General features: G+C 40.4%; 26 protein-coding genes, 1 tRNA gene, 1 pseudogene and 1 riboswitch. Of the genes and pseudogenes, 16 read left to right on the top strand and 12 right to left on the bottom strand.

The features are described 5' to 3' along the window. Positions 1–11 precede the first annotated feature (11 nt). The 9 genes from PDL71_RS13505 to PDL71_RS13465 all read right to left on the bottom strand — a co-directional run bounded on the left by PDL71_RS13505 (position 12) and on the right by PDL71_RS13465 (position 10,541). Positions 12–743 carry a hypothetical protein gene (locus PDL71_RS13505; protein WP_407521931.1) on the bottom strand — a complete coding sequence of 244 codons (732 nt, stop codon included), beginning with the start codon at positions 741–743 and terminating at the stop codon, positions 12–14. Between the two features lie 6 nt (positions 744–749). Next, positions 750–2,459, bottom strand: coding sequence for a serine hydrolase domain-containing protein (locus PDL71_RS13500; protein ID WP_407521929.1), 1,710 nt, complete (start codon positions 2,457–2,459; stop codon positions 750–752). A gap of 3 nt (positions 2,460–2,462) precedes the next feature. After that, positions 2,463–3,650: a DUF418 domain-containing protein gene (locus tag PDL71_RS13495; protein ID WP_407521927.1), complete on the bottom strand. Its 1,188-nt coding sequence runs from the start codon at positions 3,648–3,650 to the stop codon at positions 2,463–2,465. A 5-nt stretch (positions 3,651–3,655) separates the two neighbouring features. Next, positions 3,656–4,960, bottom strand: a complete 1,305-nt coding sequence (locus PDL71_RS13490) for a DUF418 domain-containing protein (protein WP_407521925.1) — start codon at positions 4,958–4,960, stop codon at positions 3,656–3,658. A 3-nt stretch (positions 4,961–4,963) separates the two neighbouring features. After that, positions 4,964–5,608 carry a DUF2306 domain-containing protein gene (locus tag PDL71_RS13485; protein ID WP_407521923.1) on the bottom strand — a complete coding sequence of 215 codons (645 nt, stop codon included), beginning with the start codon at positions 5,606–5,608 and terminating at the stop codon, positions 4,964–4,966. 7 nt (positions 5,609–5,615) lie between these two features. Then, positions 5,616–7,178, bottom strand: a complete 1,563-nt coding sequence (locus tag PDL71_RS13480; protein ID WP_407521921.1) for a hypothetical protein — start codon at positions 7,176–7,178, stop codon at positions 5,616–5,618. Positions 7,179–7,198: 20 nt separating this feature from the next. Then, positions 7,199–8,374: an agmatine/peptidylarginine deiminase gene (locus PDL71_RS13475; RefSeq protein ID WP_407521919.1), complete on the bottom strand. Its 1,176-nt coding sequence runs from the start codon at positions 8,372–8,374 to the stop codon at positions 7,199–7,201. A 65-nt stretch (positions 8,375–8,439) separates the two neighbouring features. After that, a complete protein-coding gene (locus tag PDL71_RS13470) occupies positions 8,440–9,210 on the bottom strand; it encodes a hypothetical protein (RefSeq protein ID WP_407521917.1) in 771 nt (256 codons plus the stop codon). A 335-nt stretch (positions 9,211–9,545) separates the two neighbouring features. Then, on the bottom strand, positions 9,546–10,541 hold the full coding sequence (locus PDL71_RS13465; protein ID WP_407521915.1) for an acyl-CoA reductase: 996 nt from the start codon (positions 10,539–10,541) through the stop codon (positions 9,546–9,548). Positions 10,542–10,607: 66 nt separating this feature from the next. On the opposite strand from PDL71_RS13465, the pseudogene PDL71_RS13460 reads away from it, so the two are divergent. The 6 genes and pseudogenes from PDL71_RS13460 to PDL71_RS13435 form a co-directional block, all read left to right on the top strand. Continuing rightward, positions 10,608–10,652, top strand: a pseudogene (locus tag PDL71_RS13460) (ferredoxin); the annotation flags it as partial. 24 nt (positions 10,653–10,676) lie between these two features. After that, a complete protein-coding gene (locus PDL71_RS13455; RefSeq protein ID WP_407528413.1) occupies positions 10,677–10,955 on the top strand; it encodes a ferredoxin in 279 nt (92 codons plus the stop codon). 208 nt (positions 10,956–11,163) lie between these two features. After that, positions 11,164–11,649 carry a YybH family protein gene (locus PDL71_RS13450; RefSeq protein WP_407521913.1) on the top strand — a complete coding sequence of 162 codons (486 nt, stop codon included), beginning with the start codon at positions 11,164–11,166 and terminating at the stop codon, positions 11,647–11,649. A gap of 45 nt (positions 11,650–11,694) precedes the next feature. Continuing rightward, complete coding sequence (locus tag PDL71_RS13445; protein WP_407521911.1) at positions 11,695–12,681, top strand: D-alanine--D-alanine ligase; 987 nt, start codon at positions 11,695–11,697, stop codon at positions 12,679–12,681. A gap of 34 nt (positions 12,682–12,715) precedes the next feature. Continuing rightward, positions 12,716–13,546: a PASTA domain-containing protein gene (locus tag PDL71_RS13440; protein ID WP_407521909.1), complete on the top strand. Its 831-nt coding sequence runs from the start codon at positions 12,716–12,718 to the stop codon at positions 13,544–13,546. 20 nt (positions 13,547–13,566) lie between these two features. Further along, entirely contained in the window at positions 13,567–13,875 is a 309-nt protein-coding gene (locus PDL71_RS13435; RefSeq protein ID WP_407521907.1) for a rhodanese-like domain-containing protein, read from the top strand. A 249-nt stretch (positions 13,876–14,124) separates the two neighbouring features. Here the strand turns inward: PDL71_RS13435 and PDL71_RS13430 are convergent, their stop codons facing one another. Beyond that, complete coding sequence (locus PDL71_RS13430; RefSeq protein ID WP_407521905.1) at positions 14,125–16,548, bottom strand: TonB-dependent receptor; 2,424 nt, start codon at positions 16,546–16,548, stop codon at positions 14,125–14,127. 58 nt (positions 16,549–16,606) lie between these two features. Beyond that, positions 16,607–16,708: riboswitch (TPP riboswitch) on the bottom strand. A 100-nt stretch (positions 16,709–16,808) separates the two neighbouring features. Between PDL71_RS13430 and PDL71_RS13425 the strand changes: the two genes are divergently transcribed. Both PDL71_RS13425 and PDL71_RS13420 read left to right on the top strand, forming a co-directional pair. Then, complete coding sequence (locus tag PDL71_RS13425; protein ID WP_407521903.1) at positions 16,809–17,531, top strand: head GIN domain-containing protein; 723 nt, start codon at positions 16,809–16,811, stop codon at positions 17,529–17,531. A gap of 25 nt (positions 17,532–17,556) precedes the next feature. After that, positions 17,557–18,288, top strand: a complete 732-nt coding sequence (locus PDL71_RS13420) for a head GIN domain-containing protein (RefSeq protein ID WP_407521901.1) — start codon at positions 17,557–17,559, stop codon at positions 18,286–18,288. A gap of 113 nt (positions 18,289–18,401) precedes the next feature. On the opposite strand, the gene PDL71_RS13415 is transcribed toward PDL71_RS13420, so the two are convergent. Together PDL71_RS13415 and PDL71_RS13410 are read right to left on the bottom strand one after the other, a co-directional pair. After that, complete coding sequence (locus PDL71_RS13415) at positions 18,402–19,511, bottom strand: S1C family serine protease (RefSeq protein WP_407521899.1); 1,110 nt, start codon at positions 19,509–19,511, stop codon at positions 18,402–18,404. A gap of 1 nt (position 19,512) precedes the next feature. Continuing rightward, entirely contained in the window at positions 19,513–20,073 is a 561-nt protein-coding gene (locus tag PDL71_RS13410; protein ID WP_407521897.1) for an RNA polymerase sigma factor, read from the bottom strand. Positions 20,074–20,223: 150 nt separating this feature from the next. Here PDL71_RS13410 and PDL71_RS13405 point away from each other — a divergent pair, with 150 nt between their 5' ends. The 8 genes from PDL71_RS13405 (at position 20,224) to der (ending at position 26,697) form a co-directional block, all read left to right on the top strand. After that, positions 20,224–20,415, top strand: a complete 192-nt coding sequence (locus tag PDL71_RS13405) for a hypothetical protein (protein WP_407521894.1) — start codon at positions 20,224–20,226, stop codon at positions 20,413–20,415. 161 nt (positions 20,416–20,576) lie between these two features. Then, positions 20,577–21,068, top strand: a complete 492-nt coding sequence (locus PDL71_RS13400) for a hypothetical protein (RefSeq protein ID WP_407521892.1) — start codon at positions 20,577–20,579, stop codon at positions 21,066–21,068. 66 nt (positions 21,069–21,134) lie between these two features. Beyond that, on the top strand, positions 21,135–21,566 hold the full coding sequence (locus PDL71_RS13395) for a CBS domain-containing protein (RefSeq protein ID WP_407521889.1): 432 nt from the start codon (positions 21,135–21,137) through the stop codon (positions 21,564–21,566). 53 nt (positions 21,567–21,619) lie between these two features. After that, on the top strand, positions 21,620–23,455 hold the full coding sequence (locus PDL71_RS13390) for an ABC transporter ATP-binding protein (RefSeq protein ID WP_407521886.1): 1,836 nt from the start codon (positions 21,620–21,622) through the stop codon (positions 23,453–23,455). A 91-nt stretch (positions 23,456–23,546) separates the two neighbouring features. Further along, positions 23,547–23,981, top strand: coding sequence for a DUF3276 family protein (locus PDL71_RS13385; protein WP_407521883.1), 435 nt, complete (start codon positions 23,547–23,549; stop codon positions 23,979–23,981). Positions 23,982–24,109: 128 nt separating this feature from the next. After that, a tRNA-Met gene (locus PDL71_RS13380) sits at positions 24,110–24,184 on the top strand. 49 nt (positions 24,185–24,233) lie between these two features. Continuing rightward, a complete protein-coding gene (gene era / locus PDL71_RS13375) occupies positions 24,234–25,100 on the top strand; it encodes a GTPase Era (RefSeq protein WP_407521881.1) in 867 nt (288 codons plus the stop codon). 286 nt (positions 25,101–25,386) lie between these two features. Next, positions 25,387–26,697: a ribosome biogenesis GTPase Der gene (gene der, locus PDL71_RS13370; protein WP_407521878.1), complete on the top strand. Its 1,311-nt coding sequence runs from the start codon at positions 25,387–25,389 to the stop codon at positions 26,695–26,697. Positions 26,698–26,707: the final 10 nt, after the last annotated feature.

Raw genomic sequence — 26,707 nt, 5'->3', positions numbered from 1 at the left:
AAGTTCTCACCTTATCCTTTAATGATTGTTTTCAGAACTGTTTGTACAATTTCAGATTTTCCGAGGGGCTCTAAAAATAAGTTTAAAATATTTACTGCTACAGCTAACCATGTGGCGGTGTGTTTCAGTTTTCCATATTTCCATGCACCTGCAAGCAGTAAGGCAATGATAATTCCATTAGCAAAATAAAGTGAAGGCATGATTTCCACATTGGGCCATTGTGCAGACTGCATTCCTACATGCACATTTTGTATGCCCCTTCCCAGCGCCGGCATCATAATCATAAATACCGTTGAAATCAGCCACCAGGCATGATTTTCCAAATTCTTTCTGTGAATGATACTTTGAATCACTGCAAATCCAAAAGCCAGCATCATGGGAATTTCTATGGCTGCCACACCCATAAAGAACCAGGGTTCAAAAGGGCCAAACCGTTCCCGCATCGTTGCAGATGCTTCTGCGTTAGCAATATCACGGTACATCATACTCAGTGCAGTAATGCAAACAGCTCCTGCTAAAAACATTCCGATGATGCCATTGGTACGGTGTTTTGAAAGTTGCCCATGCGTGGCATAATAGGGTTGAATGATGAGATAGAGATACCAAACTGTGCCCGTCCAGTAATGTACGTGGACTGACCATGCATTTTCCCTGAAATCACCCCAGTAATCTCTGAAAATTCCAAATTGCATAAAAGCCATAGGGACGAGCATCCAAAGATGAAGCGTTTTGTACTTTGCCATAGTTGTTTATTTTATTTTTTCAAACCGGTGATGCATCATGCGTATATGCTGTAGGTTAAAACCTGTTACTTCTCCCTTTTGGTTAAATGTAAAACCGGTGAGCACATTCCATCCTTCGCCCATGCCGCTTTCCATGTAAAAGATAAATTGATTTTTTGAATAAGGAATTAACAGTTTATCTGAAATTGTTGGCCGTTTTATTACAAGATCATTTTGTTCATTCAGTTGAATGGTAAAATAATAATTCAAATGCTTGCTGTAATACAAACCTGTCAATTGTTTAAGATAATCAGCAGTTAAGCCGGTCGGATTTAACTTTTGCTTCTCCATTGTTTCTTTAAAACCGGGACTTACAGCTTCTAATTTCATAGTGGAGTCCGGATGGGTTTGAATAAATCGGAAATAATTCGGATAGTCAGGATCTTTAAATAAGTTATCTCCAGTGGGAACAAGCGGAATAAAATCTGTTGTTGTAAAGTAAAAATTCAGTTTGCCTTCTTCTGCCTTCATGTCATAATAGCGAATATGTTTCAGGTGACTGCTGTAAGTACCGGCATCTGTAACCCAATACCTGCCGGCGTAGCTGTTTAGTTTATCAGTATTCAATTGAATGGCAGGTTTTGAATACACTGCATCGAAACCTTTTGTTTCATAATTTGCAGACGGCAGGAAGTAATCAATAATTGCTCCTGCTTTTTCCTGAAGGTTATTGTTATTGGAAACTGTAATGATATTCAGGTTCAGTGATGGAATACTGCGGATATAAGTAATTTCATTCACGCCATTGTGCTGGATAATTGTATGACTGTTTCGTTCTTTCATCTCAATACCGAATGCATAATGTTTTTCCTTTATCACAGGAATGGGCCTTGCATCTTTTAACAGGCGTTCAAATGCTTTTGCCACAAAGGAATTTTTATCATTGCAGGCAATCGTCCATTTCTCCAAATCATCAGCCGTACTCACAATTCGATAATTGGAAGCGGGTGATACTTTTATTTTATCATACCGGCGATAAGAATTCTGTCCCTCATAGTGATTGACTAATCCGGGAATGATTGAACGTAAATCATCATTCATCAGCGATGCATTCATCTGCAAGGGACTGAATATTTTTTCCTTCATGTAAGCAGCAAGATTTTTGCCTGATGCTTTTTCCATAATCAACCGCAGTAAACCAAAATCTGAATTGCAGTACATATATCCTTTGCCCGGCTCAAACTGCGGTGCAGGCTGGTTATACAATAAGTTAAGAAACTGTTCTTTATCAAGACGGTTGCTCATAGCCGCCTGTGTTAGTAATAATGTTCCCCATTCATCATCAAAACCACTGCTGTGATTGAGTAAGTCACGAATCGTAACCGGTTCACTCCACCCCGGAAGTTGAGGAAAATATTTGCGGACTTTATCATTGAAGCTGAGCAATCCCTCACTTTCCATAACGGCCAAGGCCACAGCCATAAACTCTCTTGTATGGGAATATTCAAATCGTAATGCGGATTGATGCGTGAACGGGATTTTATGTTCGATTACCGCCATGCCATAGGTTTTCTTTGCAACCGGTTTCCCGTTTTGCAATACTGTAATTGCTATTCCGGGTGAAGAAAAGCTGTTATACGGTTTAAATAAACTATCTAGATAGTTTGCAAGACCTGGGTTGGTTTGTGTAAATGCATTTTGATAAGCAAATGCAAGCAGTACGATACATAGTCTCATGAATCATGATTTTTTAATTGGTAAACGTTTCCAATATGTTAACTGCCGCCAAATCCATTCGGCAGGGCCATAATTAAATTTTTGCATCCAGTACATACTCAAGAATGCCTGAACGATGAAAATCATTATCCCTATCGGCATAATCCTGTACAAATGAACTTTTCCCAGCAATCCAAAACCGCAATCATAAAATAGCAACAAATAAAAAAATGAGTGGGTAAGATAGTTGGTAAGAGACATCTTGCCCACATATTCAAAGTAGTGGAAGAACCGGCTTTTAGTTTTCATAAATAATAATATCACAGAGCAGCAATAAAACAAAGCCATTGCTAAAATGCCCATACGTGTGAAACTGTATTCAAAAAGCTTACCACTGTTTGAAGTGAATTTATTTCCCATAATTCCTGTGTACGACTGCTCTGCCAGGTACATGGTTGTTACTGTCAGTGTAAACAACCAAACTTTTTTAAAGAGATGTTTTTTTGATGAAATGTCTGCAAGCAGATTTGTTTTTACGAACCAATAACCAATTAAGAACCTTCCCAGCGTTTCAAACATATCCCGAAATTGTGCCCAGCGTTCAAAATAAATATACCAGATTGTTTTATAATTATTTTCAGCAATTGAAAATATATTGCCGCACTTAACAGCTTCAATATAGTTTGCAAGAATGATATCCCGTTCAGGTGGATTTGCTTCCAGCAAATACAGTTTTAATCCCTGTACAAATGGTCCACCGGCAAATAAGAAAAGAAACCCCAGCGTAATTATCTTTTTAGGCGACAGTTTTCGAAAGAACAATAATAAAATTCCGCAGCTTGCATACACATTTAATATATCGCCCTGCCAAATACATAAATGAAGTAACGCTATCAGTAATAACCAGAACATGCGTTGTAAGAAAAAACGGTTAACATTGATTCCTTTTGCAGCAATATTTTCAATGAGAATACCAAAGCCATAGCCAAACAGTATGGAAAAAATGCTGATAAACTTACCACTTACAAATAATTGAAGAAAATGCTCTGTAATTTTATCTGCCATGGTGTTTGTCATAGCATCCACTTCTGCATCGGGCAAGGCAAATGTGATAAAGCCTTCGAGGTTTGCCAGCAAAACACCGGTTAAAGCAAAACCACGGAGTACATCCAATATTTCTATTCTCTCATGCTGCAGATTACCCAAAGCCATTTATATCAAACTTTATTTTTTCTGATTGATAATCTCTTCCAATAAGTTAACTGCCGCCAAATCCATTCCAGCGGCCCCATTGTGTAATAACGCAACCAGATGTGACTGAAAATAATTTGAAATATCATTAAAACAATTCCTGCTAAAAACACTTCATAACGCTGCAGTTTCCCATACCAGGCAAATCCAAAGCCGTAAAAAATGATGGCGCCAATAAGAGACTGGCTGAGATAATTGGTGAATGCCATTTGTCCAACCGGCTTCATCATATTGAATAACCAATGAAAGAGATTGGATTTGTACAAAAGCATGAGTAATCCAAACAATCCGAGTGAACGGAATATTCTTCCCGTTTCATACACATTGAAGGGCATTTGTTTTATAAAATCATAGTAATTGAAATCGGCTTTTTGTAAAATATCCAGCCGGTACCAATTAATTCCGAGACCGATGCTTAAACCAATTACTGCCATCGCTGCATATAATTTTACAGATGCTTTGCACGTAAGAATGTCCAGTTTTAAAAAAGCCATACCGGCAAACATAAACAGCAGCACATCCCAAATAGCGAATACGGTGTAATGCACAAAGCCGGAGATATAAGTATCCGTTCTGTATTTAAATACATCTTCAAATGAGCCTGTCATCATCCGGTTTGCTTTTTCAACATCCTTTACACAGCTTTCACGGGTGGAAGATGATTTAAGTTCTTCCATCGCTGCCAGTTGCTCTTTTTGTTTGATGGTGAGTTTAGTAACAGTTGTATCAATCTTAGCAATTAATTCGCCACGATTGATGATGGATTTATCAATAAAAAAATCCCTGTTTTCTCTTGCTATCATGAACAGGGCACAAATAGCGGATGCGATGAATAATTTTTTGGGAGGCAAATTCCTGAAAACATACAGGATTAATCCATAACAACCATAGTCAAAGATGATGTCGCCATCCCATAATAAGATGTAAACATTAATAAGTCCAAAAACTATCAGCCACATTTGTCTTCTCAGAAATAAATCAGCCACACTTATCCCTTCTTCACTATTTTGTTTGTTGTTGATGAAGAGTAAAACACTTGCACCAAACAATAAACTGAACATGGCTCTTTGCGTACCATAAAAAATCCAGTACGAAGTGAGCCATAGTTGACGGTTAATGCCTGTTTCATTCAGCAATGATGGGTCGCTCACCACATCACTTAATGCCATATAGGGAAGGTTGATGAACAGGATGCCGAAAATAGCAAAGCCACGGAGCGAATCAATGATACGGATACGTTCTTTGGAAAAAGAAGAGGGAGATTGAATCATAACTTATTTTTTCAGTATTGATATTTTTATTGCCAAAGATGGCCACCATGTCATATAAAACTCTATTGCTATAAACGGAAGTACCCAGCATAACCATTCGGCTGTTGTTCTTTGTTCCAATGTCGAATCCAGAAACGGAAAAACATTTTGATAACCCAACAATGAAAATACTCTTATGAAAACAAATGCAAGTGCTGCGGTATAACTTCTTACCATCATTTGCCTGTGTGTTTTTATGTTTTTGTTTTTAACAGCCCACCAGGCGGCAGCAGTTGTGAACAGCCAGATAACACTCAATATGCCCAATGAATAACGGCAGGGCTTACATTCATACATCAGGTTTAAACGAAAGGCGCAAACAGCGGCAATCAACGAACCGATGATAAATATTTTTCCTGCCAGCCGGTGATAGCTTAAGTATTTGTTACGGAAACCTTTCCAAAACTGCATAGGACCTAATAGCAAAGAAGCACTTGCACCGGCAATGTGACCGATAAACCAGATTTTACTTTCCCAGAAACTATATTTGAAATTAGCAGGAATCTCACCGATACTGTAGGAATAAAATGTCATTACGTAGAAGTATAACGATAAACCTATGATGATAAGCCAGAATAACAGCCAGGGAAGTTTTTGTTTTGCAATCATAGCCTGTTTATTTTTTTACCGGTTGCGTTAAATCATACAAGGTAGCGGTGCAGGCACATTCTTTTTCAAGATAAGCACCATAAGGGTCTTTTATCACCTGTATCTCTTTGCCAATTTCATTTGCCAGGTAATGCTGAATACTGTCAGGATATTTGTGTTTAGGCGTCCAGTGGGAAAAGAAAAACCAAACCCGTTTGTTTCCTTTTAAGGAATCCAGTTGATGGAAGTATTGTGCCGGTTTTTCATAACTGCCACTGAGTTTATAATTGGTAATACCTTCTTTATGGCCATACATTTTCATGGCATGTCTTGCTTTGTAATACACATAAACAATATCGCCGGGTTGCAATTGTTTTTTTAATTCTTTTAAAACGGGTTGTGCCGGCTGACAATGAAAGGGTGGCCGTTCATTCGGTTCAATTAAATGTATGACAGGCATCGGTAAGGCAATGAAGAGAATAAATGCTTTTGCAATGGAAGGATGAATTTTCCTGAGCGTCATACTGCTCAGCCATTCTGCTCCGTAAGCGGCGGCTATTAATAAAGGCCAGCTTGCATACAAAGCCACTCTTGTATCATAGGGTAAAATGCGAAGCAGTGATAAGACTATCGCTAAAAAAAATGGAGAAAGCAGGATAAATGTTTTTGCTTTCACGGTTGCAAATAGCTTTATGATGCCTGCTACTGCCAAAACAAAAAGTACAGTTGCGAATAGGGTCATCGCAGGCCATAAATCACCTAAAAAGAAATAAATAAAATACCCGAGTTCATCACGGATGTTTTTAATGAGCCAAAGCAATGCATCGTTCAGCCCTGTTAAAGGAATAAAACCACGGCTCCAGTAAGCACTCATGGCATCAACAGACGCAGTGTTTAAAACAAATTTTGCATGATACGTTACCCATGCACAGGCAATTGCCCATATAAAACCAAGGATAAAAAATGACCTGAACGAATTTTGATTTGTTTTGAAAAAAAACTGCGTAAGCAAAAAGCAAAGTAAAATTCCTGCCAATGCCACAGCCGGCATAGAGGCACTGATGTACACAAACCCGCCGACACTTAAAAGTAATGTTTTAAACAGGCTAATTTTATAGCTGTAGAATTGTATTACTGCCCAAACTAAAAACAAACTGGCAGCTATATCACCGGCATATTGCTTGGCCTGCCCTGCATAAAACCAGCCCGAAGTGGAAAATGCAAAAAGTATAAAAGCCGCTAAGAGTGCCGTATCTTTTAAAAACACCCGTGCTGTTTGGTAGAAGAAATAAACTGAAGCAACCGTACAAAGCCAGGGCCATAAACGAAACGCAAAATCATGCTCACCAAAAATGAATACAAAAAATTTAGTAATGAGTAAAAAGCCAATGGATGCTACCTGGTTAAAATCTAAAGGTTGCGTAAACAATTGGTAGTACGATTTTTCTGTAACATTTAAGGCACAGGTAAGCTCATCATACCACATGGAAGAAGTGCCGGCATAATGTATGGTTCTTAAAGCAAGAGCGGCGATGGCTGTCAAATAAATCCAGAATAAAAACCAATTTGATTTGCTTTGATTTAGTTGCATATTTCGTCAGAAATTTGAATTTATTTTTTTACTGGCTGATTTCTTGAATGGCAATGCAAACCCGCACCATCATGATGCAGAGGCATACAATCAATTTGCACGATCATTCTCCCCTGGAATGCTTTCTCCAAAATCTCTCTTGCCTTTTCATCCCTTTGTCTTATTTCGTATGGTAATCCTTGTTTCCAGAACCTGGCAGTAACGACTACTTCATTGGCAATAACAAAATTCATATAACCTGTAGCAAGATAAAACTCCACACTATCGCTGCTCAGATCGTCAAACCATGATTTTTCGTCATTAGAAAGTTTGCCATACAATAATTTCTTTGTCAAAAGTGGGCCCGCAGGCAATCGAATAATACGTAATGATTTACCATCAGCCGTTTTGCTGTGATTCAAAATGGAAAAATTATGCTCCATTCTTTCGAAAGATTCTTTTGAAACAATATTGCCAACAGTATCTTTTACATCAATAGCAGCAAGTAATATGGTTGTATCATTCACAAAGCGGCAGAATTCATCTATATGTCCGCCGGTGCCGATACCATAAATGCCGTTTTCCATTTTTCCCCATTCCTCTTCCTTTAAACCATTTCTTAGCCAGATGATTTTTGTTACACCTAGTACTTTTTTGTATTCATCCTCAATCTGCTTTTTGTTCATCTTTTTATTTCTGTCAAGTTCTACTGACTCTACCAGTATCATCGTTCCATTACCATTCGTTTGCCAGGCACCGCCTTCTGAAACCATTGAGGAAGAAATCATAGGCAGGCTCATTTGCTTTGCAACATTCTGGTCAATTTGTTGTGAACGTTTGTCTGGGTGATTGTATTTAAAGTCGGCAATAGCCAGTTCACCATTCTGATTACGAAGAAATACCGGCCCAGGGTCTTGTATGGCGCCAAATGCTTTTTCATTATAAAACAGTTCAACGTTGCCAGTATCAATTTTTTCTTTCACCAGTGCGTCAATAATTTTTTTGTGCAATTGAGCCGAATCATACTGAAGCTGGGGGCCATACAATATTTTCACTTTTACGTATGGGTGAATTTCCTTTATGGCCTGAACGATAGTAGTGTAAAATGGTTCGCCACCAAGAAATCCGGATTCAACCCAACTAAGCCAAATGTATTCCTGCTTTTCAAATTCTGACGGAACTGTATAATTTTTTATTTTTCCGCTTGTACACGCCAAAAAAAAGATTGATGCGAGTAGTATTATTTTGTATAATTTAATTATGCACAGCATTTTTATACACTTTACATTTGTTTAGTTAAAAAATTATAAATCGCATTTGCAATAAGTCTCCAGCCCGGTGAATCAAATATTATGAGTTCTGTACACTGCTCTGCAATAATGAAAAATCCCGTGTATAATAATGCCGGATGAATGCGTTTGTTTTTTACCCAATCCCAAATGAAGGCAATAATGATTAAACTATCCGCCAGTACAACGGCAAACCATATATCAGGTCGTTGTATTGAAGGGAAATAATGCCGCCAGCGAAACCATGCAGGCCATATCAATACGATGGTGGCCAATAGCATCAGCCGCTTATGTACCTGTGGTTTTTTTCTGTAAGTGATAGCAAAGACCACCAGCAATAAAAATATCAAGGCAGAGGAACAGGCCCCGAGAATTGCGGAGATAGCGGTTTGCCCCAGCCCTTCTTTTAATTCACGTTCACATTGATAGAGAGCAGCCGGTATTATTGTAATGGCAGCTCCAAGTGCAATGAATACACCCCAGCGGCCGAGTGTAAAATGTACTTTATACTTTTTGCTTTTAATTAAAATGGATTGTAATAAAAATAAAGTCACCCAGCCAAATGCAAAACCGGCATGGAGGTAAATGACCCATGGCCATGTTTTAGTTCCGGTAAGAAGCGGAATGATGAATGTTTTTAAGAAACCAATCAGTATGACAAGAATGGCAACAATTGCCATCAGAACAAAAAAATTCGTTTTGTTTTTAGCGGTTCCTTTTGATTGCATGGTTTGGGTACGGTTAACTGATTTCAGTTCTTTCAAGATCATGAAACTGTGAAATGAAAAGAGTATCTATTGCTAATTCATGTTCAAACCAGTTGGTCTCAAATGAGACTATTTGTTGTTTTAACGATACAATATTGAGGAAACCTGATGGTTCCTGTCTTCCGGGTATACAGATTTGCATATGTAAATCTGTGTATAACAAATGCAAAATTGGAATTCTCATGTTGTAGATTTTGATTTAAGAAAAGTCAATCAAAATCATTGTCTGTTTCATTCTTAGCAAAAAAGAATACAGGAATAATTATGATGCAGAAAAATAATAACAGTTTTTTATTTCTGCAAGCTTCATTTCAATTTAGTGGGAAACAATACTATAACCCCAGCAAAAATGCCATCACATCCACACCGTCCGCATAATCCATCAGGCCGGGATTTTGTGCGGAACCAAACGGTAACCCATGAGCGCCAATTACCGCCTGTATTTTATCATTGTCTTTCAATTGTGTATATACATCGGCGGCCTCTTCATAAAAATGGTAATGCAGTGTGCCAATGGGGGAGAAGGGATTTTCAGCTTCTATCAATACCACGCAATCATTGGTCATGTAAAACTTATTGTTCATGATATAGATGGCAAGCTGGTAATCATAATTGCTGCGGTATTTGTGATGCTCAAACATCCAACTGTATTTTTTCAAGGCTTTCAGCAGTGGTACAAAATCATAATCTTTCGGTACATAAAGTTGAGTAATGTTTCTGCAGCCCAATCCAAAGTATTGCAAAATATCATCTGCCAGTAAATTCAACTCGGCTTCGGTTTCATGGCCCGTAAGTACAGCAACACTGGTTCTGTTTTTGCGGATGATGCTGGGGAAACGACCAAAATAATATTCAAAATAACGGGCACTGTTATCACTGCCGGTGGTAATGTATGCATCACAGTCTTTCAATTGTTCAGCAAAGGTTATATGCTCAGCAACGGATGGATTTTGTGTCGTCATCCAATCAACCAGGTGCTTGAGTAATACATCATCCTTACTGCTTTGTTTAATCACCTGTTGATGCCCGCTCACAAATACCGCAAGGAAATCATGAAAACCCACCAGTGGAATATTGCCCGCCATCACAATACCGATTTTCTTGGCAGAAATATTATCATCCAGGTGATAATGTGCTGCCCATTGTTCCAGTTGTTCCAGTTGCAAAAACTGTTGAGCGATGGTGTTTGCAGCCTGGTTTATAAAGTCTGCTACAAACCAATTATTCTTTTGCTGCGCCCTTATTTTGGCGGCCTGCCAAACTTCATCCTGTGAAGAAATATATTTGCCGAGTTGTATTAAAATTTCCAGTCTTTCCTGTAACTTCATTTCAAGATTATTAACTTGCACTAAAACGCAAAAGTAAACGATTCTAACCCCAAAATTTCAAACAGTATGGCTATTAAGATTACAGACGAATGTATCAACTGCGGGGCCTGCGAACCAGAGTGTCCCAATAATGCAATTTATGAAGGTGGAGTAGAGTGGGCCATTGCCGATGGTACCACCGTAAAAGGTTCTTATACATTAGTTGACGGAACAGTTGTAGATGCGGATGCTAAGAATGCTCCCGTGAGTATGGATACCTATTATATCACGCCCAATAAATGTACCGAGTGCCAGGGTTTTCATGAGGAGCCGCAATGTGCTGCTGTATGCCCGGTAGATTGTTGTGTGCCTGATGAAATGTATGTAGAAACAGTAGAGCAACTGATGGCTAAAAAAGCCGCATTGCATATCTGATAAATATTTTTTGATTGGATAAGTTCCCGTAAGAACGCATCCTTAGTACAGGCGGGTGATATTTCCCGTCAAAAAAAGGTGAAGGGGTGAAATCCTTCACCTTACTTTTTTATAAGAGGTCAAAAAAGCGAAAACCGAAAATGATAAGGGTTTCCTAAGAATATAATTGGGTAATCATCAAATAACAGTGAAATATTATCTTGCACTTATGTACAGATTGTTTATAGCGTTATTGCTGGTAACCGGTTTGCATTCCTGTGTATTTACAACCCGTCGTGACCAACCTGTGTCGGATGTTGCACATGAAGCTGCATTGGATGAAATGGTAGCAGCAGACAGGGCTTTTTCTGACTCTTCAGCAAAACTCGGAATGAAGAAAGCCTTTCTGGAATTTATGGCGGATGATGCAGTTTTGCTGCGCCCGGGTTATCTACCTATTGTGGAAGGCGATGTGGTAAAATTTCTCACTTCGCAGGAGGACACTTCTTTTGTAATGACATGGAAACCCAAAGGCGGACAGCTTTCCAAAAGTAACGACCTTGGCTATACATATGGTGTTTATGAAATCAAACTCAATGCCATTGACTCTGTACTCAACGGAACGTATGTATCCATCTGGCAAAAACAAAAAGATGGCACCTGGAAATTTGTGCTGGATACAGGCAACCCGGGAACTTCCAATATGGTGCAATAAAAATTTCTGCACCATTTTTGCAATACAACCGAACCAACCAAATTCATGAAAAAGAAAATAGCATTAGTTACAGGCGGTACAAGCGGCGAAGCGGTGATCTCCTATAAAACAGCCAAAACCATCAGCACCCATTTAAGCAGGGATCAATATGATGTGTACACCATAGATATTACTAACCAGGGATGGTTTTATACAGATGATGCCGGTGCTAAACAAACCGTTGATAAAAATGATTTTTCCTTAACGCTGAACGGGACTAAGATTCAATTTGATGCAGCATTTATTGCCTTGCACGGCACTCCCGGGGAAGACGGCAAATTGCAGGGATATTTTGATATGATCGGTTTGCCGTACACCAGTTGCAATGCAGCCACCTCGGCCATTACCTTTAATAAACGTTATACCGTGGCAGTAGCTGCATTTGCCGGTATAAAAGTGGCTAACAGTGTTCATTTGTTCAAACATATTCCGGTTGATGCCAATTCCATTCACTTAAAATTTCCTGTGTTTGTAAAGCCCAATAACGGAGGCAGCAGCATTGGTATGAGCAAGGTGAACAGGAAGGAAGATTTAGCGGATGCTATTGCAAAAGCATTTAAAGAAGATGACCAGGTGCTGGTAGAAGAGATGATTGAAGGACGAGAATTTACGATTGGTGTGTTCCGCAGCGGCGATGACATTATTGCATTGCCAATGACCGAAGTAAAAGCACATGATGATAAAGACTTTTTTGATTTTGAAGCCAAGTACCAGGGCAAGAGTGATGAAGTAACACCGGCTGTTGCCAGTGAAACTCATTATAAAAATGTAGCCGATGCTGCTAAAAAAATTTACAGCGTATTTAATTGTCGTGGGGTAATACGTATTGATTTTATTTATAACGAAGCAGAGCAGGCGCCTTACATGCTGGAGATTAATTCCATACCCGGCCAGAGTGATGCCAGCATTGTACCGCAACAGGTTCGTGCCTATGGCTGGACTTTGGAGCAATTCTATTCAGCATTGGTAGAAGATGCCATCAACAATCATTAATATTATTCCGATATTCACTTAAAAATCAATTCCTGTGTTTGAATTCATTACCAAGCGTTCCTTCTTTGTGAATTTACTGGTGGCAGCATTTGTTGCTTTTGCTGTATTTTTTATCTTTTTCCAGTTGCTGGATTGGATCACCAAACACGGTGACTACATGAAAGTGCCTGCAGTAAAAGGCAAGAGTATTGATGAAGCCCGTAAAATTCTGGAAGCACAGGGTTTTGAAGTGGAAGTGCAGGACAGTGTGTATTATGACAGTCTGCCCCGTTTAAGTGTGGTAAAGCAAACACCCGATCCTGAAATGCTGGTGAAAGTAAACCGTACTGTTTATTTAACGGTGAACCGTGCTCAGCCTCCGCTCATTGCAGTTCCTAACTTTGTAGGACAAACCTTGCGGAGTGTGGAAATGCAGTTACGTTCACTCGGGTTTAAACTGGGAGATACCAGTTACAAACCCGATTTTGCCGTAGGTTCTGTTCTGGAACAATTGTATAATGGTTCAACGCTCAAACCGGGAACCAAAATTCCGATGGGTAGTGCTGTTTCCTTAGTGATTGGTGGTGGTGTGCAAAGCACTGAAATGTCAGTGCCCGACCTGGTAGGATTAACATTTGGCGAAGCAAAAGTATTGCTGGAAACCAACGGGCTCTTGCTGGGTGCTGTTGTGGTGGAAGGTGCAGTAAGTGATTCAGCATCTGCATTTATCATTCGGCAGAATCCGCCGAGAAGAGATGATGAAGGCAGACCCATACGTATCCGTGGTGGTCAGTTGATGGATGTGTGGATCAGCACAACACCTCCGGTGAAAGATTCAACCAATCAAATCAAACCAAAACCTGTTGAAACAGGAAATGATTATTAAAACAACCAAATCGTTCAATCATGAATACTATTACTGTTGAAGAATTAAAAGCAAGAATTGATGCCGGCGAACAACTGCATTTAGTCGATGTTCGGGAACCGAATGAACACGAAGAGTTTAATATCGGCGGTATTCTGCATCCGTTGGGAAATATTAAAGCGATGGATACGGAAGCCATTGATGCTCTCAAAGACCAAGAAGTTATTTTTTATTGCCGTAGCGGTAACCGCAGCGGACAGGCCTGTATGTTTGCTGAAACCATGGGCTTTACCAATGTGGTGAATGTAGTAGGAGGGATGCTGGCGTGGAGGGAAAAGTTTGGAGAATAATCCCGTCAGACGCCCTTGTCGGACGATAGTATAGTGAAAGAGGTGATGCATTGTCAATGCATCACCTCTTTTCTTTTTCATTTAATTCGTCTGTCCGCACCGTCATGCTGAGGAACGAAGCATCTCTGAAAAATAGGAGGGCAAATGTTTAATCATCAAAATTTCTAATGCTATATAAATGATTTTTTAAAACAGTTGATTAATATTAATGCCGTCTGACGAGGGCGTCAGACGGCTTGCCTCCCGTAACTAAAACTTCACATTCACCCCCATCATAAAATTTCTCCCTGCCATCGGGTAAAAGAAATTTTCAACAATGGTTTGTCCTCCAAGGATATAATTGTAGGTATAACCATTGGCTTCATACTTTATATCCAGCAGGTTGTTGAGTTGAAAACTGAGGATGATTTCTTTTGCCAGTTTTGTTTTGAATGTATAGGCCGCCCTCATATCGGTTACAAAAAACGCATCAATACTTCTCTGCTTGTTGCCTGTATTATCAAGGTATTGACGGGAAACATATTTGTTGAGAAAACTCAACTCCCCATTTTTAACCGGAATAAAGTTCAAAGTAGCACCGCCCAATATATCAGGTGAAAAGGAAAGTGGGGCTGAAGCAAAAAATGTTTCTTTCTGTCCGCCATTATCATAATCGTCGCTGTACTCTGTAAAGTTCAATACACGGTTTTTGCTGAACGTAAGATTGGCGGCTGCATTGAACCAGGAAGCCGGCTTCACCGTTCCCTGTAATTCAATACCGGCACGATAGCTCTCCGGAATATTGATTCTTGCATAGGCACCTACATCATTAATTTTTCCGGTCAGCACCAATTGATTTTTGTACCGCATATAATAACCGGTAACACTCCAACTGTAATTGCTGCCTCTGCGTTCAAGATTCATTTCCCAATCGTAAAGTGTTTCATGACGTGGTTGCTGAGCTGCACTGGTTTCAAAGTCATCACGGTTCGGTTCTTTATTGCCCACGCTGAAGGAAGCAAAACCCAGCCATCCCTTGCTATCAGCATAAGAAATACCCAGCTTGGGATTGAGGAATTGAAAATCATTATCAAATTTCAACGATGGATTATTCCTGAAACCATTTAACGTATAAGTTACATTCCGGTATTGCAAATCAGCAAACAACTCCCAGCGTTGTGCCAATCTTCTTTGATACTTTGTGTAAACGGAGAAATCATTTTTAAACGCATCAAGGTTATACCATTTATAATCTTTTGGAACAAATACTTCACTCCAGATTACTTTACCATAGTGCAAACCTTTGTAACGTGTATAAGCACCACCAAAAGTGAATTGATCCTTGTTCTTTTTGTATTGCAGAGAGTAAGTACTTCCGTAAAACCAGTTGTCGAGCCAGAGTTGACGGATGATATCACTTTCAGCAGATGCTAGACCATAATCCGCCAGGTCAATATCTTTTCTGAATTCTTCATAATAACCTCTTCCTCTCGTAAGAAAAAAAGCCGTGTTAAGATTCCAGGAGGAATTCAATTCACGGTTGAAGAACAATTGATAATGATCCTGCTGATAATTGTCGGTTTGATTGTTGTATAAAAAGCTGTTGTAGGTTCTGTTATTATTTGGGTTAAAAAGATTAATTGAATCTTCTGTTGTCTTGTAAAGAAAACCTGCGTTATTCAAGTAATGATTTTGCAGAGCCGCTGCATCACCGTTTAATTTCGCTTCAGGAATTCCGTTCCATGCCTGGTACGTAACTTCTTTTCCTGAAAACACATTGAAACGAAGGGAAGTCTTTTTGTTGAGATAAGCTGCGGATACGTAAAAAGAACGCAAATCAGTAGTGGCACGATCAATAAAGCCATCACTGTTGATAAAAGAAAGCCGTGCATCAAGGGTAAAATGATTATTGATTAATCCGGTGCCGGCTTTTATCGTATGCCGCCAAGAGTTGAAGCTGCCAACACCATTATTTACTTCAGCATAGGGCTGCTCCTGAAACTCATTGGTACTTAAGTTGAGTGTAGCACCAAAGGCACCGGCACCATTGGATGATGTACCAACACCACGCTGGATTTGTATGCTGTTAACAGAGGAAGCAAAGTCCGGCAGGTTCACAAAAAACAAACCCTGGCTTTCTGCATCATTGTAAGGAATACCGTTGAGCGTCATATTGATGCGTGTTGCATCCGTACCACGTATGCGGATGCCGGTATAACCAATGCCGTTTCCTGCATCACTATTCACCACAACAGAAGGAGTTTGGTTGAGCAGAAACGGCAAATCAACGCCGGTGTTCATTTTCTCAATCATTTGTTTGTTGAGATTTGTTTTTGCAAAAGGCATACGATCGCCGGCACGGATAGCTGTTACTTCTACGGGTTGCAGAAATAGCAAGTTAGGCTCCATTACAAAACTCAGGTTACTCTTGCTCTCATCAACATTAATTTCCATGTTCATGATTTTGTACCCGATAGAACTTACCTGTACCCGGTAACGTCCCTTTTTTACTTTGTTGAACTCAAATTGTCCTTTACCATCGGTCATGGTTTGCCATTCGCCATTCAATTGTACGGTGGCGTTGGTAATAGGGTTTTGGTTTTCTTTGTCGCTCACTGTACCTCGTACGGTCAGTTGCGCCCATGTGGAGAGTTGTGATACAATCATCAACATTCCCAGCATCAATTTTTTCATTTTCAAAAACACGTTTACAGTTAAAAATTGAAACGGAAATGCTGCAATAGAGAGGGGGAAATCTGAAAGCCTCCTTCCCTTCGCAGGCATTACCCTGTTCAGGTTCAACGGGTTTAATCTCAGTCTCCGGCCATTGGCGGAAACACCCCGAGGAATCTTAGCTGCACCCGCTTTTGCGGCGAACAGCGGCACAAAGATAAATTCTTTTACAATTGCTGTAACATTTCTGTATGCTCCTTCGTATTACTCAAAACCTTATTATGAAGAAATTATTTCTGCTGATGAGTTTCCTTGCGGTTGGTCTGTATTTAGCCGCCCAGGAAACTACTTTCAATGATGCTAATGCTGAGCAAAGAACCGTTAAACCTTTCAGGGCTATTAAAGTGGGCGATGGGATTGACCTCTACCTGAGCCAGGGTACTGAAGAAAGTGTAGCGGTTAGTGCCAGCCGAGATGAATACCGAAACCGTATTAAAACTGAAGTAACCGATGGGGTACTCAAAATCAGTTATGATCGTGAAAGCCTTAACGACTGGACCAGCGGCGGCAAAAAACTCAAAGCCTATGTTTCCTTTAAAACACTGGATAAATTAACTGCCTCAGCCGGTGCTGATGTACATATCCAGGGAACCATTAAAGAAGAGGTGCTTTCTGTTTATTTAAACTCAGGCGCTCATTTAAAAGGAAGACTGGAAACCGGTAAATTAGTGATGGAAGCTGAAAGCGGATCACATGCCACATTGAGCGGTAACAGTGGTACATTTAGCCTGAATGCCAACAGTGGTGCAAAAGTAGCGGCTTATGATCTCTCTGCAGGTAAAGCTGATTTGCGTTGTACCAGCGGTGCCAAGATTGAAGTAACAGTGAATGAAGAACTGAAAGTAGATGCTTCAACAGGCGGAAACATTCATTACAAAGGCGAAGCAAAGATGACGGAAGTGCATACCCGGCTGGGATCAAGTGTAAAAAAGATAAACAGTTAATTACTTATTTTTAAAATCTACGAATATGAAACAATTATTTTTATTCATAGCGCTGGTGTTTGCAGGCAGTTTGCTGCAGGCGCAGGATTTGATGGTAGTGAATGATAAAAACGCAGAAGTGCGTACCATTAACGGAAGTTTTCATGCCATTAAGGTATCACATGCCATACAGGTATTTGTTAAACAAGGTAATGATGAAGCGGTGGTGGTGAGTGCTGTTGATGAAAAATGGCGCAACCGTATTAAGGTGGAAGTGAAAGATGGTATTTTGCGTATCTGGTTTGATAATGATGGTGTGCGTTGGAACTGGAATATGGGTGATAAAAAACTGCGGGCTTATGTGTCTGTAAAAAACCTTGATATGATTGATGCATCCGGTGCCAGTGATGTAAAAATTGATGGCCTGCTCAAGGGCAACCAGTTGAATGTAAAATTAAGCGGTGCTTCCAGCCTGAAAGGAGAACTTAGTTATTCCAAAATGAAAGTGGAACAAAGTGGTGCATCAGGCAGTAATGTTTCCGGCCGTGTTAACGAGTTAGTGATTAATTCCAGCGGCGCCAGTGATTTTAAAGGCTTTGATCTCACATCTGACTATTGTATAGCTGAAGCATCCGGGGCCTCAGATATTAAAGTAACGGTTACTAAAGATCTGAAAGTAGAAGCTACAGGCGCCAGTGATATTGATTATCGTGGTGGTGCTGTAATCAGCAGTTTTAAAAGTACCGGTGCCAGCAGCGTAAGAAAAAGAAGTAAGTAAGAAAACGAATACATCCATTAGAAGCCCCGATGAACTCGGGGCTTTTTAGTACCGTAAAAAATAAACCCCGATACAAAATCGGGGTTCGCAGTTTCATAAACACAGATAAAAGATTAATATACTTTCACCATATAGATGTAATCCTGAATTTTCTTCACCTGCTGAACTCTTTCCATGCCACGTACCTGTGAGTTGGCCGGTAATTTCAGGCTGTGTAAAGCCGTATCATTTTTCTTTAATTCATTTACCATCTGCACGATGTATTTACTTTGAATGGCAAATACTACACCTTCTGCTTTTATTTCTCTTGTACTTAAAATACCAATCACTTCGCCGTTGCGGTTAAACACGGGTCCACCACTGTTACCGGGATTGGCAGCAACTGCAATCTGGCAACTGAGCGTATCTCCATTAAAGCCGGTTAAAGCACTGAGATAACCTTCTCCGTAAACAAATTTATTATCAGGATAACCGGTCGTAAAAATAGGTTCAGCAATATCCGTTGATGATTTACGGATACCATAAGGAATAGTACCAACGGATTTGAAATCCTCATCTTCAATTTTTAAAATAGCGATATCACGTGTTTCATCAACAGCAACTTTTGTTACTTTAAACTCCTGTCCTTTATTATTGGTTACCGTAGCGCCTTTGGAATTACGCATCACGTGTGCATTGGTTACGAGGTAACCTTTTCCATCAATTAAAAAAGCAGAACCTGTACCTGTTATTTCTTTCCCTTCTGATTTGCTGTTAACACTGCTTGCAATGCTGTTAATAGCTTTATCCTGTTGTCTTTGCTTATCCTTAAGTACATTAACAGTATTCACCAGTTCCTGTACCTGTTTGCTATCGCCTTTAGGCGCCAGCAACAAAGTCATACCACTGATGGAAAGGGCTGTTACACCTGCAATAGAAGCAGCAATACTGATGGTGCGTTTGTAACGCTTCCACAGGTTCACTACTTTAGCAGCTCCGGTTAACTCTTCTTCTTTAATCACACCATCCTGTAATAATTGATTGTGTACTTCGTGGAGTGAGTGCTTCACTTCTCTTACAGCACCGTATTTTTTGAGTTCCTGTAAAAAATGGGAGTGCTCCACCACCAGTTGATCTACCTCTGGGTTGGATTGCCGCAGTTGCTCAAACATAGCTTTCTCTTCGGCGTTCATTTCGCCGTTGAGGTAACGCTCCGTAGCATCAATCAGTAAAATTTCATCCATCTCAATTCCTGTTTTTATATGAAGCAAAAAATAATTTCTTCAGTCTCATCAGGCATTTGTACTTCTGGTTTTTCGCATTATCGGCATTGGTATAACCAAAACTTTCTGCTATATCCTGCATCTGCTTTTTGTGTACATAGTAGGCTTCCAGCAGACTTTTACAGGGTTCTCCCAAATGGCTCAGGGCCTTATCCATCATGCCAAAAGCCTCGTTGCGTCGTTCCTGCTCTTCCAGGTCTTCTTCCACCGGGGCTACTTCTTCCATACTTTCCACCGGGGCGCCAAAGCGCTGCAGTTGCTGTAAGCGTTTGAGCCACAATCTTCTGCAAACAGAATAAACATAGGTTTTCAGCTTGCTGGTAAGCTCAAAATTTCCGGACTGCGTTTTTTCATACAAGAGAATCATCGCTTCCTGGAAAATATCCCTGGCATCATCGGCAGTACCATTATTGTTGATAATAAAGGTTTGCACCATCCGGTAATGCTGTTCATAGAGCTGTTCTATAGCCTTTCTGTCGTTCCGGCCGAGGCCGTCTAATAAATCCAGGTCTGTTGAGTCCATTTTCACGAGCTCGTAATTTTAATACGTAAGAGACAAAATTGTAACCCAAATCGGGCTAAAAAAAATTTTTTTCAGGACATGGGTTACTTTTTGGGTGACCCGGGTATTAACCCTCGATAATTATCTTAAACTTTTAAAAATCAAAAAAGAATGAAAAAGGTTTTATTAGCGTTCGCTATCCTCGGTTTTGTAGCTTGTAACAACGAAGGTACTTCTACTCCTGCTGCTGACACAACTGCTACAGTTCCTGCTGCTGACACAACAGCTCCTGCTGCTGCTGACACAACAGCTCCTGCTGCTGCTGATTCAACAGCTCCTGCTGCTGACACAACTAAGAAGTAATCTTAGTCTTTAGCTCGGTTTTGTGATTAGGAAACCCAGCTTGCCGGGGTGCGTAAGAGCTAAATAAAGATTTTCATATGGCAAGCAATCGTTAACGGCCGTTCTATTCTTAGAATGGCTTTTTTCTTTTTCTATCAATTCCAATCGATTATTTTTGAGGCATGATACCTCAAGAAATTGTAACCGAAATTCAACAGGAACTTTCCCAACTTCAAATCAAGGTTTCTAACACCGATTTTACCCGCCCCTGGGGTGGCTTTTTTGTACTGGATGAGGCGGATGCTGATAAATTCATTGCCGAATATTTCCCAACTTACAAAAAAGAAGAGTTAATGCTGGGTAATAAACTCAGCCCCAAAATCCTCGTAGTAGGCCCTAAACAACGTCTTTCCTGGCAATACCATCACCGCCGTGCCGAAATATGGCGTGTGGTAAGAGGTGAAATAGGAGTGGTGATGAGCGAAACAGACGAACAAACGGAGCTGAATCATTTTGAACCCGGCGATGTAATCGTTCTTAACAAAGGCCAACGGCACCGTTTGGTGGGACTGGATGGATGGGGCATTGTTGCTGAAATTTGGCAACATACCGATACTGAACATCCCAGCGATGAAGATGATATCGTTCGCCTGCAGGATGATTTTGGACGCTAATTTCTGCAGAACCGGATTTTCATTGCTGTTTTTTCCTTAATTTAAATGCAGATTTAACCCTGCATTATGAAGAAAGTAGCACACATCCTCCAGCGTAAAGGTTCAAAAATTATTTCTGTTAGTCCGGATACCACCGTACTCAGCGCCTTACAACTGATGGCCGAAAAAAATATCGGTTCTGTTATGGTAATGGATGGCGATGCGTACATGGGCTTGCTTACAGAGCGGGACTATGCCCGTAAAGTAATTCTCAAAGGCCATTCCTCTACAGAAACACTGGTAAGAGAAATCATGAGTACAGGACTGCCACGCATTACACCGGAAAACTCGGTTGAAACCTGTATGCATATGATGAGTGAAGGTAATATCCGTTACCTGCCGGTATTTGAGAATGACAATGTATGCGGTATTATATCCATTAATGATGTGGTTACAGAAACTATTCTTTCGCAGAAAGAACAGATTGAGCAGATGCACAGTTATCTTCATTCTTCCTGAACCGCTCATCCAATAAATTTCACCGCCCGGTAGAATCATTAATTTTGCTCCAGATGAAACATTTGGGAGCACTCAATCATTATTTCTGGAAATACAGGTGGCGTTTAATTCTTGGCATCCTCTTCATTTTTGTTTCCAACTATTTTGCTGTTCTTGCACCGCAGGTAACGGGATTTATTATTGACCAGGTACAGGTGTACATGAAAGGCGGGTCAGGAATTGCGGTAACCAAAGACAATGACCCGCTGGTGGACCGTTTAATTCAATGGCTCATGGCTTATGAATATGAACCTGTAACAAAAGTGGGTTTGTTTGGTCTTATTCTTTTGCTGCTCGCCATGCTTCGTGGTTTCTTTATGTTTCTCATGCGGCAAACGATTATCGTTATGAGCCGGCATATTGAATACGATCAGAAGAATGAAGTATTTCAACATTACCAGCAATTAGATACACAGTTTTATAAAACACATGAAACGGGTGATTTAATGAACCGTATGGCAGAAGATGTGAGCCGTGTGCGTATGTACACAGGTCCGGCGGTGATGTATCTCATCAACCTTATTGCCTTGATATCGCTGAGTGTGTTTTATATGGTGAAGAAAAATCCGGAGCTTTCACTGTATGTATTAGCGCCATTGCCCATTCTCGCTGTTACAATTTATTATGTAAACAATATCATCAATAAAAAAAGTGAAGAGGTACAGGAACGCCTCAGCGGTTTAACCACCAATGCCCAGCAATCCTACTCAGGCATACGGGTGATCAAATCATTTGTACAGGAAAAAAGTATGCAGCTTTTTTTTGAACGAAACAGTGAAGGATACAGGGCCAGCGCCACCGGATTGGCAAAAACAGAAGCAATATACTTTCCTGCCATGGCGCTGGTGATCGGCATCAGCACATTGCTGGTAATTTTAATTGGAGGATTGGAATATATGAAAGGGCAGATCCAGTTTGGTGATATGGCTGCTTTCATTATGTACTTAACCATGCTCACATTCCCAGTAAGTGCTATTGGCTGGGTGGCCAGCACTATACAAAGAGCCGGTGCTTCTCAAAAACGGTTGAATGAATTTTTACAAACACAGTCTGCCATTCAAAATCAAAAGGACGTAGTAAAGAAAAAAGTAGATGGTAAAATTGAATTCAGGAATGTTAACTTCATTTATCCGCATACGGGCATTCATGCGCTCAAAGATTTTCAACTTACCATTCAGAAAGGTGAGAAAGTAGCGGTGATCGGCAGAACCGGTTCCGGCAAATCAACCATTGCTCAGTTATTGCTACGGTTTTATGATGCGGGTAAAGGCAGTGTTTTGATAGATGATGTGGATTTGAAAAATCTTGATTTGCAACATTATCGCTCACAGTTGAGTTATGTGCCGCAGGAAGTATTCCTGTTCAGTGATACTATCCGTAATAATATTTCATTTGCCGGCATTCCAAAATCAGAAGAGGAAATTATACAGGCCGCACAAAAAGCATCGGTGCATAATGAAATCATGAGTTTCCCGGCAGGTTATGAAACAATGGTGGGAGAGCGGGGTGTTACGCTCAGTGGCGGACAAAAGCAACGTATATCCATTGCACGGGCTATTTTAAAAGATCCGGCATTGCTCATTCTTGATGATTGTCTGAGTGCGGTTGATTCCCGTACCGAGGCTGCTATTTTGCAGCATTTGAATGAATACCTGCAAAACAAAACGGCTATCATTATTACCCACCGCATTTTCTCTTTGCTGCAATTTGACCGTATTCTTGTTCTGGAAGAGGGCCGCATTGCAGAACAGGGTACGCATGAATCCCTGTTGCAACAAAACGGATTGTATGCTTCACTCTACCGTAAACAACTGGCCGAAGAACAGGTTCCCGAGCCTGTAAAAGAATAAGTTGCAGGGTTTTATCAAAATTTTGTCAATTGGAAAAGAAATATATCTTTGTCACCGTTCAAAAAAACTGTACTAACTAAATCAAACAACTGTGGCGTACGATAACAACGACAAAAGGGCGGAAAGTATTTACAGCAAACGAATCCGTGCCGGTAAGAGAAGAACTTATTTTTTTGATGTGAGATCAACCCGTGGTAATGACTATTACCTTACCATCACTGAAAGCCGTAAGCGGTTTACCGGTGAAGGGTACGACCGACACAAAATCTTTTTATACAAAGAAGATTTCAACAAATTCATTAAGGGATTGAATGAGGCGGTAGATTATGTAAAAACAGAATTGATGCCTGACTTTGATTTTGATGCATTCAATCATGAAGATGCGCCTTCCAGTGGTGATGGTGATGTGGTTGCAGAAGATGTGCAGACAACAACGGCTCCCGCTCCTGCACCTGTACCAGTAGCTGAAACTCCCTCTGCATCAGCAGGAGATAATGGTGCGAATGAAGAAGTTGATAAATGGTAATTAGTTTTCAAGCATAGCCAAACCAATTGCTTACTATAGTCCCGTCTTTATGACGGGATTTTTATTTTAAAACATTCCTGAAATGTTTTGGAAGCAAAGCACGAAGACTGTACATTTGCACTCCATTCCGCGAAGTAGAGCAGCGGTAGCTCGTCGGGCTCATAACCCGAAGGTCGGAGGTTCGATCCCTCCCTTCGCAACCAAGCAATCCTCCGAAGTATCGGAGGATTTTTTTTGTAGATTACACGTAGAATGAAAGTTGGTTTTGTAAACATATTTGGTAAGCCCAATGCCGGTAAAAGCACATTAATGAATGCGTTACTGGGCGAGAAATTGGCTATTGTTTCCCCTAAAGTGCAAACAACCCGTCATCGCATCAAAGGGATTTTAACAACGGCTGCTTACCAAATTATTTTTTCTGATACACCCGGTATTATTGATCCTAAGTACAAGCTGCAGCAAAAGATGATGCATAGTGTAAAGAGCGCCCTTGAAGATGCTGATGTGGCTTTGTTGCTGGTGGATATAAAAGATAACCTGGAAGAGAATGATGAATTGTTTGCTTCACTTAAATTAAAAGTGCCCTGTATTGTAGTATTGAATAAGATTGATAAAAGCGATGCTGCATTAACAGCCGGGGCCATTTCTTTTTTTGAAAGTAAATCTTACTGTAAAAAAGTTGTTACCATTTCTGCTCTTACAGGATTTAAACAGGAGAAATTTTTAAAAGAAATTCTTGAACTGCTTCCTGAAGGGGAGCCTTTCTTTGAAGAAGATCAGCTTACAGATTTAAGTACTCGTTTTTTTGTAGCAGAATTGATCCGTGAAAAAATTTTCGGTTTGTTTGAAGACGAGATTCCTTATCATACAACCGTTCTTGTTACTGAGTTTAAAGAAAAGCAATCACTCATTAAAATCAGTGCTGATATTATTGTAAACCGTGAAAGCCAGAAAGCAATTTTAATTGGCACCGGCGGACAGATGATTAAAAAAATCGGCAGCGAAGCAAGGGTTGATATTGAAAAATTTGTAGATAGTAAAGTGTTCCTGGAATTGTTTGTAAAAGTGCGCCCCAAGTGGAGAGATAATGATTTGTTTTTGAAAGAATATGGGTATTGAGAAGTAGGAGGAAGTAAGAAGGTTGCTCATTGGTCGGTACGGGCCTTGCCCGTCAGACCAATAAATGAGGAAAGATTATGAATGATGAAACTGGTTGTAATAAGTGCTGAGTAAAGTTTTTTTGATGAAGGGCTGCCGTGGCTGAAGGGTAGACCGAGCGACAGCGAAGGGCCGCAGCAAAGCGGAGCCGTAAGACACGGATAATGGATGCGTATGCGATGAACGTTGACAGCCCCACCCATTCCTTTTTAATTTGTTACTTTTGCCGCCTTTATAATTTTGTACTATGAGTGGATTTACTGTGGCCATTGTAGGCCGGCCAAATGTGGGAAAGAGTACCTTCTTCAACCGTTTGTTGCAGGAGCGAAAAGCGATTGTGGATGACCAGAGCGGTGTTACACGTGATCGTCAATACGGTGTGGCCGATTGGAACGGAAAAAGTTTTAACCTTGTAGATACCGGAGGTTTCGTCCCTGATAGTGAGGATGTGTTTGAAAAAGAAATCCGCAAACAGGTGAAAATTGCTTTGGATGAAGCCAATGCCGTAGTGTTTATGTGCGATGCAGCAACGGGCATCACTGATCTGGATGAAGCAATGGCCGATGTGCTGCGCCGTACTGATAAGCCTGTCTTTTTAGCTGTTAACAAAGTAGATAATCATGACCGCCTGCTGGAAGCAAGTGAGTTTTATGCATTAGGGTTTGACAAAATATTTTTTCTTTCCAGTATGACGGGCAGCGGCAGTGGTGAATTGCTGGATGCAGTAGCTGAACTGATACCGGAAGAAGCAATTGATAAAGACGAAAAAGAAATTCCACGCATTGCTATTATTGGTCAGCCCAATGTTGGTAAATCTTCATTGCTGAATTCATTGTTGGGCGAAGAAAGAACCATTGTAAGTGATGTGGCAGGTACCACCCGTGATACCATTCATACGCATTACAATCTTTACGGTAAAGAATTTATTTTGATTGATACGGCCGGTATTCGCCGTAAAACAAAAGTGAATGAAGACCTGGAGTTTTACAGTGTTATACGTGCTATACGTGCCATGGATGAAGCAGATGTTTGTTTATTGCTGCTGGATGCGGAAAAAGGAATTACTCAACAGGATCTGAATATTTATTCATTAGCCGTAAAAAAGGGGAAAGGAATCGTGGTGCTGGTAAACAAATGGGACCTGATGCAGAAAGAAACCAACACCGCACGTGATTATGAAAAGGAATTGAAAAAGCGACTGGCACCTTTCAATGATGTGCCCATCTTATTTATCTCTGCACTGGAAAAAGTGCGTTTGATGCAGGCCATTGAAGCAGCTTTGCAGGTGGTGGAAAATAAGAAACGTAAGATCACTACTTCTGATCTGAATGAAGTGGTTCAGAAGGCAATTAATGCATACCACCCGCCGGTAATTCGTGGTGTACCGGTAAGCATCAAGTATGCAACACAGTTACCTACACAGGTTCCTTCTTTTGCATTTTTCTGTAATCATCCGGATGATGTAAAACAACCGTATAAGAATTACCTGGAAAATCAGTTGCGCCTGGCCTTTAACTTTAAAGGAGTTCCCATCCGTTTATTTTTCAGAAAAAAATAACCTTATAAAA

Source organism: Lacibacter sp. MH-610, assembly GCF_045780045.1.
Taxonomy (GTDB): domain Bacteria; phylum Bacteroidota; class Bacteroidia; order Chitinophagales; family Chitinophagaceae; genus Lacibacter.
Note: the sequence above shows the minus strand (reverse complement) of the source record. Positions and strands in the feature narration are given on the sequence as shown.